This window comes from Brenneria uluponensis (assembly GCF_032395385.1).
In the GTDB taxonomy this organism is placed as follows: domain Bacteria; phylum Pseudomonadota; class Gammaproteobacteria; order Enterobacterales; family Enterobacteriaceae; genus Prodigiosinella; species Prodigiosinella aquatilis.
Genome location: NZ_CP135917.1, coordinates 1,175,892 through 1,188,955, shown reverse-complemented (window position 1 = coordinate 1,188,955; position 13,064 = coordinate 1,175,892). Strand labels below are relative to the sequence as shown.

Below are 13,064 nucleotides of genomic sequence, written 5' to 3'. Positions count from 1 at the left end.
CCATACATACTGGTCAAAATTGCTACCGGAGATTAAATAAGGCCATCTTTCAAAATTTCAAGATGACTTTGCCAGTAATAATAGGAGGAAAAACGTTAACTGTCCCGGACCGCCTTAATTCAATAGGTTATATCACCCAGACTAAAGTTGCCATACGACCAGTTACGCCATCGCGTCGATATGAGAAAAATTTTTGCGGTTCACTAACGGTACAGGCCTCTCCGCCAAAAATTTTCGTCACACCCGCAGCCTGCAAACGTAAACGTGCAAGTTGGTAAATATCCGCCAGAAATTTTTCACCTTGAGAGACAAAAGCCATTGCCGATTGGGGATCATCCTGAGTAAAGGCAGCTTTTACTTCAGCACCCACCTCAAACTGTCGCGGACCAATAGCCGGACCTAACCATGCCATGATATTCGATGGAGAGGAGCGGAATCGCAATACCGATTGTTCCAGCACCCCAGCCTGCAATCCTCGCCAACCAGCATGAGCGGCGGCGACTTCATCACCAGCTTCAGTACAAAACAACACAGGCAGACAGTCGGCCGTCATCACCGCACAAACTCGCTCTTTGCACCTGGTATATACAGCATCCCCTTTCAGTGAAACCGGCGTGTCATTATCTAATTCCACAACCTGTGCACCATGAACCTGTTCCAACCAGTATGGCATTGATGGTAAAGATGCGACTTCCACCAGCTTATTTCGATTTTCATACACGTGTAGTGCATCATCACCGACATGATTTCCTAAATTAAAGGAATCATAGGGCGGCATACTGACGCCCCCAATGCGGGTAGTGCTGTAAGCACGAATATTATGTGGTGCTGGCCAATTGGGTTGTATAAGCATGTAGTCACCAGCCCAGTTGTTCTTTAAACGCTTCTGTGTCAGCTTTTAATGCGTCTATCAATCTCACCATATCCTGTGGCAGGGGAGCATGCCACTCCATCTGAATTCCACTGATAGGGTGATACAAACGCAACATGGTGGCATGTAGAGCCTGGCGATCAAAACCACGGAGAACCGCGATAAATTCGTCTGACGCTCCTTTCGGAGAGCGTGGACGCCCACCATATAAAGGATCACCCACCAAAGGATGATTTATATGTGCCATATGTACGCGAATCTGATGAGTACGGCCGGTTTCCAAACGTAACCGCAAACGGGTATGAGCGCGGAAATGTTCCATAATCCGGTAATGCGTAACAGCAGGTTTTCCCATCGGATGAACAGCCATGTGAGTACGTTTTGTAGCATGACGGGCTATCGGCTCATCAACCGACCCTCCCGCCGTCATCGTACCAACCGCCACCGCTTCATATTCACGGGTAATTTCACGGGCCTGCAACGACTCCACCAGCCGGGTTTGGGCCGGTACGGTCTTCGCCACAACCATCAATCCAGTGGTATCTTTATCCAGTCGATGAACAATCCCAGCACGAGGAACATCCACAATTTCTGGATAATGATGGAGCAATGCATTTAATACCGTACCGTCAGGATTTCCCGCGCCAGGATGTACAACCAGATCTCGGGGTTTATTGATCACCAGAATATCCTGGTCTTCATAAACAATATCCAGTGCAATTGCTTGTGCTTCCCAACGCGCATCCTCTTCGATCAATGCATCAATGGCCACTAATTCGCCACCAAGCACCTTCTCTTTTGGCTTATTCATAATATTGCCGTTAATCTGTACCCGCTGTTCCAAAATCCACTCTTTTATGCGTGAACGGGAATAATCAGGGAACAATTCGGCTAAAGCCTGATCTAAACGTTGTCCGAGTTGAGATTCGGCCACTATTGCCGTGAGTTGTACTTGTTGTGCCATAGTATGCAGCTTCTTTATTAACGTTGGGTTTTAACGGCGACGCCGTTTAAAATAATGTACTATTGTAGCTGGTCTTAATCGGGAGCTTAACGGACAGTTTCCCGAAAAAACACTGAGGATAATCAAAACGTCATGACGCGTATGAAATACCTGGTGGCTGCAGCCACGTTGAGCCTGGCGCTGGTTGGTTGCTCCAGCAACTCCAAAGATGCAGTTCCTGATCGCCCACCTTCAGAAATTTATGCCACTGCTCAGGAAAAACTGCAGGATGGCAACTTTAAGGCCGCCATTACGCAGTTGGAAGCGTTGGATAACCGTTATCCATTTGGTCCTTATTCACAACAGGTTCAGTTGGATCTCATTTATGCCTACTATAAATCTGCCGAACTACCGTTAGCTCAGGCATCCATTGATCGTTTTATCCGTCTGAACCCTACGCATCCTAACATAGACTATGTGCTCTATATGCGTGGCCTGACCAACATGGCGTTAGATGATAGTGCATTACAAGGATTCTTTGGTGTTGATCGTTCAGACCGCGATCCTCAGTACGCCCGTGCAGCTTTCCAAGCCTTTCGCCAGCTAGTGCAAGGTTACCCGAGAAGTCTCTACGCTACTGATGCCAGCAAACGTCTGGAATTCCTGAAAGAACGCCTGGCCAAATATCAACTTTCAGTCGCGCAATATTACACGAAACGCGGCGCTTATGTAGCGGTTGTTAACCGTGTTGAGCAAATGATGAAAGATTATCCGGATACGCAGGCGACAAGAAAAGCGCTGCCATTAATGGAAAATGCTTACCGTAAATTGCAGTTAACTGCAGAGGCAGACAAAGTAGCAAAAATTATCGCCGTCAACCCTGTTTAACGATTACAAAGCCTATCACCACGGCAGCTTAGGCTGCCGTTTTTTATACCGTATTTCTTGTTTGAAAATGAAACGCCGGGAAATCAAACACCCGGCGTCAACAATAAATCTTACCGATAATGCCATAGCCTTTACACAGCCACAAGACCAGTATGGTTATTCCCAAAGACAGTTCACAAATCAAGGTTTATTGACGAAAAGTGACAAAAAAAAGTGATCGGAATCACCCATTTTGTTCCATCTAGAGGTATGCTGAAACTATCCAAGACGGACAAGGCAGAGAGGTAAGTTTTTATGACTATCAATATTACCAGTAAGCAAATGGATATTACCCCCGCAATACGTCAACATGTCGAAGACCGTCTCACGAAACTGGATAAATGGCAAACACAGTTAATTAACCCACATATTATCCTATCCAAAGAGCCACAAGGCTTTGTTGCCGATGCCACGATCAATACCCCCAATGGTCCCCTGGTCGCCAGTGCCAAACACGAAGATATGTATACTGCCATCAATGAGCTCATTGCCAAACTCGAACGCCAGCTGAATAAAGTACAGCATAAAAGCGAAGCGCGTCGTGCCGAGTCTTGTATAAAAGATGTCAATCTGCAGGTTTCTCCGGAGGAATAAAAGCAGGTTATGTATTTTATTTCCACTAACGCGCCGTCAGGCGCGTTTTTTATTGACAGGATGAAAAGGCAGCAGTTACCTTACTAACATCAACAGCAAGGATTTTAATCATGCATCAAAAGTTGTTCTACTTCGTATTTTTTTTCATTCTACCCGGCTGGGGGCAATTGTCGTGTGAGTGAGAATACGAAGACGAACAAAAAAGCCTCCTGAACTTAGGGGGCTTTTTTATATGGACAGCAAACAGGTAAATGCCTTATGACCGACAATCCGTTACTGATATTACGCGACCGCATCAGCGCTCTAGATATGCAACTGCTTGAATTGTTAGCTCAAAGACGGGAGCTGGCACTGGAGGTAGCAAAAACTAAACAACATACTCACCGCCCCATCCGCGATAAGGAACGTGAACGCGACTTGCTTTCAGCCTTGATTGACGAAGGGAAAAAACATCATCTTGATGGCCACTATATTACTCGGCTGTTCCAGCTTATTATCGAAGACTCTGTTCTTACTCAGCAAGCCTTACTGCAACAACATTTGAATCAAACCACGTCACATTCAGCACGTATTGCTTTTTTAGGTCCGAAAGGTTCTTATTCTCATTTGGCAGCCCGCCAGTATGCAGCTCGCCATTTCGACAATATTATTGAGTGCGGATGCCAAAAGTTTCACGATATTATCAACATAGTGGAAATCGGTCAGGCTGATTACGCTGTATTACCGATTGAAAATACCAGTTCAGGTTCTATCAATGATGTCTATGACCTACTGCAACACACAGGATTATCTATTGTTGGTGAACTAACCAATCCGATTGATCACTGTGTTCTGGTCGCTGTTGATACCCACCTTGATCAAATAGAAACGGTTTACAGCCATCCCCAACCCTTTCAACAATGCAGCAATTTTATTAATCGCTTCCCACACTGGAAAATCAAATACTGCGAAAGTACGGCTGCGGCAATGGCCAAAGTATCAGAACTGAAATCACCCAAGGTTGCCGCGTTAGGTAGCGAGGCAGGAGGTACGCTTTACCAGTTACAAGTACTGGAACATAACCTGGCGAACCAGTCACAAAATATTACCCGCTTTATTATATTGGCCCGAAAACCTATCGAAGTTACCGAGCAGGTACCAGCCAAAACAACGCTTATCATGGCAACAGGTCAGCAATCCGGCGCTTTGGTGGAGGCATTACTTGTACTGCGTGAACACGGTATCGTAATGACAAAACTGGAGTCCCGACCCATTCACGGTAATCCATGGGAAGAGATGTTTTATATTGATGTTCAGGCCAATCTGCGCAGTAAAGAAATGCAAAATGCGCTCAAAGATCTGGCGATGATAACCCGTTCATTAAAAGTGCTTGGCTGCTATCCCAGTGAAAACATTGTACCAGTAGAGACTGATTGATAACAAAAAACGCCATACCCGACTAAAGGGGAATGGCGGTAATATCATTAAAGACTAATTTTCTACTGCCGAATATCGTTAGCCTGGCGCAATAACACTTGGCTCTCTGATTGGAAACGGCGTGCATAATCACCAAACCAGTGTTCAACTTTTCTGAAGCTACTGATAAAAGCAGCTTTATCTCCTTGCTCCAGCAACGCGATAGCCTCACCAAATCGCAGATAATAGCGTTTGATCAATGCCAGATTATTTTCTGAAGACATGATGATATCTGCATACAACTGCGGATCCTGAGCAAACAGACGGCCTACCATTGCCAGTTCCAGGCGATAAATCGGTGAAGATAAAGCCAGTAATTGTTCCAATTGCACATTTTCTTCTGCCAAATGCACCCCATAAGCAAAAGTAGCGAAATGGCGTAGAGCCTGAATAAAGGCCATATTCTGATCGTGTTCAACGGCACTGATACGATGTAATCTCGCTCCCCATACCTGAATTTGCTCCAGCAACCACTGATAGGCTTCAGGTTGACGACCGTCACAATACACCACCACCTGTTTGGCCAGGCTACCACTGTCTGGTCCGAACATCGGATGCAATCCCAATACAGGACCCGAATGAGCCGCTAACATCGCCTGCAATGGACCATTTTTTACCGATGCCAGATCTACCAAGATGCAGTCATCAGGTAGTTTGGGAAGCAGGGCAATGACCTGTTCCGTTACATGAATAGGAACACTGACAATAACCATACCTGCATCGGATAATAACGCGTCAGCCTGCGGCCAGTCATCCTGTTCCAAAATCTTGACCTGGTAACCAGACAACGTCAGCATTTTGTCAAACAACCGCCCCATCTGCCCATGACCACCAATAATCACCACGGAGCGGAGTTGAGGACATAGCGTTTTAAACCCTTTATCGTTCTCACTAGAATATGATTCCCGTATGACACGACGCAAAACATCCTCAATCAGATCAGGAGGAACACCTAACATCTCCGCTTCTTTTCGGCGTGAACTCAGCATCGCAGCTTCTCGTTCCGGAGCGTAAATCGGTAACCCATAGCGACTTTTCACTTCGCCAACATCCGCTACCAGTTGTAATCGGCGTGATAACAGCGTCAGTAGCGCTTTATCTACCTCATCAATCTGATCACGTAAAGCGGTCAGTTCAGCGACCATTTATTATTCTCCTAACCGATTTGTGCCTACCGCATCAAGTTCCTGATGTAACGAACGTAACAATGTTTCCGTACTTTCCCAACTGATACAGGCATCAGTCACGGATACACCATAATGCATCTGCGAACGTGGCTGCTCGGATGACTGATTGCCTTCGTTAATATTGCTCTCTAGCATCAATCCTATGATAGAACGGTTACCTGCCTTAATCTGCTCAATAATCGATTCCACCACCAACGGCTGCCGACGATAGTCCTTATTGGAATTACCGTGGCTACAATCTATCATCAGCGCCGGCTTCAGCCCTGCGTCCCGCATCTGTTTTTCACACTCAGCGACATCCTGTGCACTGTAATTAGGTCTTTTTCCGCCGCGTAAAATAACATGTCCATCAGCGTTGCCTTGTGTCTGCAGTAGACATACCTGACCGCCCTGGTTAATACCAACAAAACGATGTGGCATTGAGGCTGCTTTCATTGCATTAATAGCAGTACCAAGACTACCATCCGTACCATTTTTAAAGCCGACCGGCATTGAGAGGCCAGAAGCCATTTCCCGATGCGTCTGGGACTCAGTGGTCCTCGCGCCGATTGCAGACCAACTAAAGAGATCCCCCAAATATTGTGGGCTGTTCGGGTCCAGAGCTTCAGTCGCCAACGGCAATCCCATGTGGACCAATTCAAGTAACAGACCACGGGCAATATGCAATCCAGCTTCTACATCAAACGACCCATCCATGTAAGGATCATTGATTAATCCTTTCCAACCAACAGTGGTACGCGGTTTTTCAAAATAGACACGCATAACGATATACAGCCGATCACTCAATTCAGTTGAAAGCGTTTTTAAACGACGCGCATAATCCAGAGCAGCATCCGTATCATGGATTGAACAAGGGCCACAAACGATCAACTGTCGATCATCACGGCCATGAATAATATTCGCAATGGTGCTACGTGACTGCGCAATAGCTTGCTGTTCTCGATCATTCAGTGGGAATTTGGCTTTCAATTCATCAGGCGTGATTAACACCTGTTCATCACTGATATTGATATTATTGAGCGAATCTTTTTGCATATTCATGATCCTGTTGATTCCTGTCTATGAGGGACACTAGCGCCCATATCGCGTTATGAATGACACCATAACATACCGCGTAAATTTTTCAATCCACATCCGTAAAGAAAAAATTACTGCCTGTAAAACCAGATAAAGATCACTAAATTTGCATCAACCCTCACTTCCAGCCAACACCGCTCTATCCCTTTGTTGGGAAATGATAGAATCAATACATAAGGGGGAAATAATGTTAAAAGTAATAATTATTGATGATGAGAAACCAGCCCGCGAAGAGCTGGGGCTACTCCTGGCGAACGAATCGGATATCACTATTATCGCCGAATGCAACAATGCGCTGGAAGCCATACCGACGATAAATCGTCTTCAACCGGATGTGATATTTCTCGATATCCAAATGCCAAAAATCAACGGATTGGAAATGGTGGCCATGCTTGATCCAGACACTATGCCATATGTGGTTTTTGTCACAGCATATGATGAATATGCCATACGCGCTTTCGAAGAACATGCCTTCGACTATCTACTCAAGCCTCTTGATGCTCAACGGTTATCAAAGACGCTAAATAGATTACGGCGAGGTGTAAGTGTAAATAAAAATGTACAATTAATTGCCGAACCCTATTTACGCCATATTCCTTGTTATGGGCACAACCGTATTTTTTTATTGAAAATTGAAGAGGTGGAATATTTAAGCTCAGAACTCAGCGGTGTACATGTCGTAGGCGTGACACAATCAGGTTATACCCAACTGTCATTGAAAACGCTGGAAGAAAAGACACCGTTTATTCGCTGCCATCGGCAATATATGGTCAATACTGAGTTATTGAAGGAAATACAGTTACTGGATAACGGCTCTGCGGAGGTCATTACCAACACCGGTAAGCAGATACCAGTGAGTCGACGATATTTAAAATTATTGAAAGAAAAACTGGGTATCACCTGAATGTTGTTTTTAATGAAGAACTCGCCCCTAGCATACGCATCTGACAAAAAGGTTAATGGTTTTCACCAAGATCAGTAATAACCTTTGACCACCAAAGTTATCGCCAACGCTGGCAAAAACTTACTGGAATATTGTGACATTTATCACGAAAATAGCGGGACAGAAATTTCGGGTCAGCCTCGTCGGTCAACAAAAAACCGAATAGTTCTACCCGCTCAGAGATATTTAGATGGATGTCATTGGAATCATCATGTCGTCGGGGAAATCCTCCGTTGATGTCGCGCTTTATACGCTGCTGCCGATCATGGTCGTAATGCTAGTCATCATGCAGTTTCTGGAATCAAAAGGGATAGTGGATGCACTCGTCAGGTGGATGGCCCCCATCCTCAAACCCTTTGGACTAGCCGGCATGAGCACCTTTGCACTGATTCAGCTCAACTTTGTCAGCTTTGCCGCACCACTGGCGACCTTATCAATTATGGAAAAACGAGGCATATCCGATCGCCATATGGCAGCAACACTGGCCATGGTATTCGCTATGGGACAGGGCAACGTGTTTTACCCTCTTATTCCGTTTGGCCTGAACTGGGCTGCGGCCATCGTGATTTCAATCACTGGTGGCCTGGCTGCCGCAGCTATCACCTATCATGTTCTTGGACGTAGACTGTCCGCGGCGGAAAGCAGCCGCTCCGATGAGGTTTCTGCCGAGGAGCCTGGCCGGAAAGGGATTATCGGTATCATCAATAGCGCGGGGGCAGACGCCATCAGGTTGGCGCTCGGATCGGTGCCGATGCTAATTTTATCAATGACGATTGTCGGCATTCTGGAATCGGCTGGCGCGGTAACTGCACTTGAACACTTTTTCTCGCCGCTACTTGCTTCGGTCAATATTTCTCCTGTTTTCGTGATGCCAACACTGGTGAAATGTCTGGCGGGTGGCACCGCTTACTTTGGCGTAGTGTCAGACCTAATTCATCAAGGGAAAATGACCGCCAGCCAGATCAACGCCTCCACCGGTTTGCTGGTACAAACCTTTGATTTACCGGGAATTGGCATTTTTCTAGGCGTGGGCTCACGTTTCACCCGCTTATTCCGCTACGCTGCGCTGGGTGCCCTGTTTGGTATTCTGATTAGAACGTTGCTGCATTTGTTGATGTTTTAATTGAAGAAATTGATACTAAATTAATGTCGTTTCAACATCAGCTTTTCTCACGGAATTATTGAAGCCAAATGGACATCCCGAGCAAACACAGATTCAATTAGGAAACGCAGGATTTAGCGACGTTGAATTTATCAATGATCGCATACATATGTTCCCAACCGTCATAGCACGCAAGTCAAATTAAGATGTGTTGCTCACCATCTGTCATGGGTATTATCTGGAATTAATAGTAAAAAAAAAGGGCATGCCAGTGTGGCACGTCCCTTTTCTATAACCGCTTTTCGGATGTTGCGAAAGCGCGCTCTTAGTTAAGACGCTCTTTAATACGAGCAGACTTACCAGCACGTTCACGCAGGTAATACAGTTTGGCTTTACGCACAGCACCGCGACGTTTAACAGTAATACTATCCACTACTGGAGAGTGAGTCTGAAATACGCGCTCTACGCCTTCGCCATTAGAAATCTTACGAACAGTGAATGCAGAGTGCAGACCGCGGTTACGAATAGCGATAACCACGCCCTCGAATGCCTGCAGACGTCTTTTGGAACCTTCAACGACCCATACCTTCACTTCCACGGTATCACCCGGACGAAATGCAGGTATATCTTGCTTCATCTGCTCTTGTTCAAGTTGCTTGATAATGTTGCTCATAATATGTCTCTTACCCTAGGTAAACTGATATTTGGGTTCGCTCGGCACTCCCGTAACGACCCACTAATACTTGTGTTGTCCAGACTGATATTCATTTTGAAATTCAGTCAACAACCTTGCTTGCTCGTCAGTCAGAGCTAGGCTTTTCAGAAGTTCAGGTCTTCTAAGCCAGGTTCGGCCCAGCGACTGCTTCAAACGCCAGCGACGTATTTCAGCATGGTTGCCTGACAGCAGAACTGCCGGAACTTCCATACCGGTCAACACTTCAGGACGAGTGAAATGGGGGCAATCCAACAATCCATCCGCAAAAGAGTCCTCTTCTGCTGAAGCTTCATGACCCAGAACCCCCGGAATAAACCGGGACACGGAATCAATCAATGTCATTGCTGGCAATTCACCACCACTGAGAACGTAATCACCGATTGACCATTCTTCATCAATCTCAGTCTTGATTACGCGCTCATCAATTCCCTCGTATCGACCACAAACCAGAATCATCTTCTGATTAGTGGCAAGTTGACGTACACCTTGCTGATCTAATTTGCGGCCCTGCGGTGACAGATAAATCACCTTCGCACCTTCGCCTGCCGCTGTTTTTGCTGCATGAATCGCATCCCGCAAAGGTTGCACCATCATCAGCATACCGGGGCCACCACCATAGGGGCGATCGTCTACGGTACGATGCCGATCGTAAGCGAAATCTCGCGGACTCCAATACTGTACGCTCAGCAGGCCATTTTTAACTGCCCGGCCTGTAACTCCGTAATCAGTAATGGCGCGGAACATCTCTGGAAACAGGCTGATAACCCCAATCCACATAGTTTTGTTCCACCCGATATTACTATTCAGTACAGAGTTCAAAAACCAGGATCCCAATCTACTTCGATACGATGAGTAGAGAGGTCAACATGCTTGACAACCTGTTCAGTCAGGAACGGGATCAACCGCTCCTTGACTCCGTAAGCATCTTTCAGAGTAGCTCTTACTACTATGACGTCATTTGAACCGGTTTCCATCATATCAGTGACTTTCCCCAGCTCGTAACCAGCAGTGGTCACAACCTCACAGCCAATAAGATCCTTCCAGTAATAATCACCCTCTCCCAGTTCAGGCAACTGCGCTGAATCAACGATAATTTCACAATTCGTCAGTAAATTCGCAGCTTCCCGATCATCAACATCTTTAATTTTGATGACCAGATCCTGATTATGGTGCTTCCAGCTCTCAATTTCGATAAGCTGCCAACGACCTTTGTTCTGGATAAACCAGGGTTGATAGTCAAAAATACTTTCGGCGTCTTCGGTGGATGAAAACACTCTGAGCCAACCCCTGATACCATACGTTGACCCCATTTTACCCATCACAACCGGGCTAACGGGAGCATGCGAGCTAAGTTGATTGCTCATTGTCACCACCGCAACAGATTATGCTGCTTTCTTAACGTCTTTGATCAACGCAGAAACGCGATCAGAAACGGTAGCACCCTGACCAACCCAATGCTCAATACGGTCAAGATCCAAACGTAAGACTTCAGCCTGACCAGTTGCGATCGGGTTGAAGAAGCCTACACGTTCAATAAAACGACCATCGCGCGCATTGCGGCTATCGGTCACGACGACTTGATAGAACGGGCGTTTTTTAGCGCCGCCACGAGCCAAACGAATTGTTACCATAACATCCTCTTTAGTGAATAAAACAGCCAGGCCCCATCGAGGAACGGGGCCCAGTGTCATATAAAAAGCCCGAAAAGTTTACTCATTTTGGCGCAAAAAGCAATCTAAAGCGTCTTTATCAAGTAAGACTTTATACGAGCCAGATTAAAATTGACGGTATTAACGCCCCGAAAATCCCGGTGGCATCATACCTTTCATACCGCGCATCATTTTGGCCAGACCGCCATTTTTCATCTTCTTCATCATGCGTTGCATATCATCAAACTGCTTCAACAAACGATTTACGTCCTGCACTTGCATCCCAGACCCCATTGCAATACGACGTTTACGGGAACCTTTGATGATGTCAGGTTTGGCACGTTCCTGCCGAGTCATAGAGTTGATAATCGCTTCCATGCGCACCAGAACTTTATCATCCATTTGAGACTTCACATTGTCCGGTAATTGTCCCATCCCCGGCAATTTACTCATCATGCTGGCCATGCCGCCCATATTGCGCATCTGTTTTAGCTGATCCAGAAAATCAGTAAGATCGAATCCATCACCCTTTTTGAGTTTCTTGGCCAGTTTTTCAGCCTGAGTACGATCAACTTTGCTTTCAAGATCCTCAATCAGAGAAAGTACATCCCCCATGCCGAGAATGCGGGAAGCAATACGCTCAGGATAGAAAGGTTCAAGGGCTTCCGTTTTCTCACCTACCCCCAGGAACTTAATCGGCTTACCAGTGATGTGACGGATAGAAAGCGCAGCACCGCCACGTGCATCACCATCAACCTTGGTTAGAATCACCCCAGTCAACGGTAGTGCTTCACTGAACGCTTTCGCGGTATTTGCCGCATCCTGCCCCGTCATGGCATCGACGACAAACAGGGTTTCTATCGGCTTAATCGCTGCATGGATCTGCTTGATCTCATCCATCATGGCGTCGTCGACATGCAAACGGCCAGCGGTATCCACCAACAGAACATCGTAGAATTTCAGTTTGGCATGCTGTAGCGCACGGTTAACAATATCAATCGGTTTTTCCTGCGCATCTGACGCAAAGAAATCTACACCGACAGATTGAGCCAAGGTCTCCAACTGTTTAATGGCTGCAGGACGGTAAACGTCGGCAGAAACCACCAGCACTTTTTTCTTTTGCTTCTCACGCAGAAATTTGCCCAGCTTTCCCACGCTGGTTGTTTTACCGGCCCCTTGCAGGCCAGCCATCAACACCACGGCAGGGGGCTGTGCGGCCAGATTTAGTTCGGCATTAACCTCCCCCATCGCAGCAGTCAGTTCATTTTTAACAATTTTGACAAACTCTTGCCCTGGCGTCAGACTCTTATTGACTTCTTGTCCTACCGATTGCTCTTTGACCCGGTTGATAAAATCACGAACTACCGGCAAAGCCACATCAGCCTCAAGCAGAGCCATGCGCACTTCACGCAATGTTTCTTTAATATTCTCTTCAGTCAGCCGGCCACGGCCGCTAATAGTGCGCAATGTGCGCGATAGTCGATCGGTTAAATTTTCAAACATATCTCATGCTCAACGTAAAACTGGCCGCTACCGCGACGCGAATAGGGGAATTATAACACGAAAGCCTTGCCAATCTCTGCGCTACTCGTGGATAACAA

At 46.3% G+C, this 13,064-nt stretch carries 14 protein-coding genes and 1 other annotated feature; of the genes, 5 read left to right on the top strand and 9 right to left on the bottom strand.

The features are described from left to right. Positions 1-127: 127 nt before the first annotated feature. Both yfiH and rluD read right to left on the bottom strand, forming a co-directional pair. Positions 128-853 (bottom strand): purine nucleoside phosphorylase YfiH, encoded by a 726-nt coding sequence (gene yfiH / locus RS889_RS05430; RefSeq protein WP_315709709.1) that lies wholly within the window; start codon positions 851-853, stop codon positions 128-130. A gap of 4 nt (positions 854-857) precedes the next feature. Further along, entirely contained in the window at positions 858-1,835 is a 978-nt protein-coding gene (gene rluD / locus RS889_RS05425; RefSeq protein ID WP_315709708.1) for a 23S rRNA pseudouridine(1911/1915/1917) synthase RluD, read from the bottom strand. Between the two features lie 132 nt (positions 1,836-1,967). On the opposite strand from rluD, the gene bamD reads away from it, so the two are divergent. From bamD to pheA, 3 genes are all read left to right on the top strand, one after another. Then, positions 1,968-2,702: an outer membrane protein assembly factor BamD gene (bamD, locus tag RS889_RS05420; protein ID WP_315709707.1), complete on the top strand. Its 735-nt coding sequence runs from the start codon at positions 1,968-1,970 to the stop codon at positions 2,700-2,702. A 294-nt stretch (positions 2,703-2,996) separates the two neighbouring features. Further along, positions 2,997-3,335 carry a ribosome-associated translation inhibitor RaiA gene (raiA, locus tag RS889_RS05415; protein ID WP_021017023.1) on the top strand — a complete coding sequence of 113 codons (339 nt, stop codon included), beginning with the start codon at positions 2,997-2,999 and terminating at the stop codon, positions 3,333-3,335. A 109-nt stretch (positions 3,336-3,444) separates the two neighbouring features. Beyond that, positions 3,445-3,568, top strand: a sequence feature (Phe leader region). Positions 3,569-3,593: 25 nt separating this feature from the next. Next, positions 3,594-4,751, top strand: coding sequence for a bifunctional chorismate mutase/prephenate dehydratase (gene pheA / locus RS889_RS05410; protein WP_315709706.1), 1,158 nt, complete (start codon positions 3,594-3,596; stop codon positions 4,749-4,751). 62 nt (positions 4,752-4,813) lie between these two features. On the opposite strand, the gene tyrA is transcribed toward pheA, so the two are convergent. Beyond that, complete coding sequence (tyrA, locus tag RS889_RS05405; protein ID WP_021017025.1) at positions 4,814-5,935, bottom strand: bifunctional chorismate mutase/prephenate dehydrogenase; 1,122 nt, start codon at positions 5,933-5,935, stop codon at positions 4,814-4,816. A gap of 3 nt (positions 5,936-5,938) precedes the next feature. After that, the gene (locus tag RS889_RS05400; RefSeq protein WP_021017026.1) at positions 5,939-7,012 is read right to left on the bottom strand and encodes a 3-deoxy-7-phosphoheptulonate synthase; all 1,074 of its coding nucleotides are present in this window, start codon (positions 7,010-7,012) and stop codon (positions 5,939-5,941) included. A 229-nt stretch (positions 7,013-7,241) separates the two neighbouring features. Between RS889_RS05400 and btsR the strand changes: the two genes are divergently transcribed. Both btsR and RS889_RS05390 read left to right on the top strand, forming a co-directional pair. Beyond that, a complete protein-coding gene (gene btsR, locus RS889_RS05395; RefSeq protein ID WP_315709704.1) occupies positions 7,242-7,958 on the top strand; it encodes a two-component system response regulator BtsR in 717 nt (238 codons plus the stop codon). 229 nt (positions 7,959-8,187) lie between these two features. Beyond that, positions 8,188-9,120, top strand: coding sequence for a nucleoside recognition domain-containing protein (locus RS889_RS05390; RefSeq protein WP_315709702.1), 933 nt, complete (start codon positions 8,188-8,190; stop codon positions 9,118-9,120). Between the two features lie 304 nt (positions 9,121-9,424). Here RS889_RS05390 and rplS read toward each other — a convergent pair whose 3' ends face one another. The 5 genes from rplS to ffh all read right to left on the bottom strand — a co-directional run bounded on the left by rplS (position 9,425) and on the right by ffh (position 12,966). After that, on the bottom strand, positions 9,425-9,772 hold the full coding sequence (gene rplS, locus RS889_RS05385) for a 50S ribosomal protein L19 (protein WP_021017029.1): 348 nt from the start codon (positions 9,770-9,772) through the stop codon (positions 9,425-9,427). Positions 9,773-9,835: 63 nt separating this feature from the next. Next, a complete protein-coding gene (gene trmD / locus RS889_RS05380; protein ID WP_315709701.1) occupies positions 9,836-10,591 on the bottom strand; it encodes a tRNA (guanosine(37)-N1)-methyltransferase TrmD in 756 nt (251 codons plus the stop codon). A gap of 38 nt (positions 10,592-10,629) precedes the next feature. Further along, positions 10,630-11,178, bottom strand: a complete 549-nt coding sequence (gene rimM / locus RS889_RS05375; protein WP_021017031.1) for a ribosome maturation factor RimM — start codon at positions 11,176-11,178, stop codon at positions 10,630-10,632. An 18-nt stretch (positions 11,179-11,196) separates the two neighbouring features. Continuing rightward, positions 11,197-11,445 (bottom strand): 30S ribosomal protein S16, encoded by a 249-nt coding sequence (gene rpsP, locus RS889_RS05370; protein WP_021017032.1) that lies wholly within the window; start codon positions 11,443-11,445, stop codon positions 11,197-11,199. A 159-nt stretch (positions 11,446-11,604) separates the two neighbouring features. After that, complete coding sequence (gene ffh, locus RS889_RS05365; RefSeq protein ID WP_021017033.1) at positions 11,605-12,966, bottom strand: signal recognition particle protein; 1,362 nt, start codon at positions 12,964-12,966, stop codon at positions 11,605-11,607. Positions 12,967-13,064 lie beyond the last annotated feature (98 nt).

Excerpts from the sequence above, each read along its gene's own strand:
- yfiH (WP_315709709.1), bottom strand. The coding sequence starts at position 853 with ATGCTTATACAACCCAATTGGCCAGCACCACATAATATTCGTGCTTAC.
- rluD (WP_315709708.1), bottom strand. The coding sequence starts at position 1,835 with ATGGCACAACAAGTACAACTCACGGCAATAGTGGCCGAATCTCAACTC.
- bamD (WP_315709707.1), top strand. The coding sequence starts at position 1,968 with ATGACGCGTATGAAATACCTGGTGGCTGCAGCCACGTTGAGCCTGGCG.
- raiA (WP_021017023.1), top strand. The coding sequence starts at position 2,997 with ATGACTATCAATATTACCAGTAAGCAAATGGATATTACCCCCGCAATA.
- pheA (WP_315709706.1), top strand. The coding sequence starts at position 3,594 with ATGACCGACAATCCGTTACTGATATTACGCGACCGCATCAGCGCTCTA.
- tyrA (WP_021017025.1), bottom strand. The coding sequence starts at position 5,935 with ATGGTCGCTGAACTGACCGCTTTACGTGATCAGATTGATGAGGTAGAT.
- RS889_RS05400 (WP_021017026.1), bottom strand. The coding sequence starts at position 7,012 with ATGCAAAAAGATTCGCTCAATAATATCAATATCAGTGATGAACAGGTG.
- btsR (WP_315709704.1), top strand. The coding sequence starts at position 7,242 with ATGTTAAAAGTAATAATTATTGATGATGAGAAACCAGCCCGCGAAGAG.
- RS889_RS05390 (WP_315709702.1), top strand. The coding sequence starts at position 8,188 with ATGGATGTCATTGGAATCATCATGTCGTCGGGGAAATCCTCCGTTGAT.
- rplS (WP_021017029.1), bottom strand. The coding sequence starts at position 9,772 with ATGAGCAACATTATCAAGCAACTTGAACAAGAGCAGATGAAGCAAGAT.
- trmD (WP_315709701.1), bottom strand. The coding sequence starts at position 10,591 with ATGTGGATTGGGGTTATCAGCCTGTTTCCAGAGATGTTCCGCGCCATT.
- rimM (WP_021017031.1), bottom strand. The coding sequence starts at position 11,178 with ATGAGCAATCAACTTAGCTCGCATGCTCCCGTTAGCCCGGTTGTGATG.
- rpsP (WP_021017032.1), bottom strand. The coding sequence starts at position 11,445 with ATGGTAACAATTCGTTTGGCTCGTGGCGGCGCTAAAAAACGCCCGTTC.
- ffh (WP_021017033.1), bottom strand. The coding sequence starts at position 12,966 with ATGTTTGAAAATTTAACCGATCGACTATCGCGCACATTGCGCACTATT.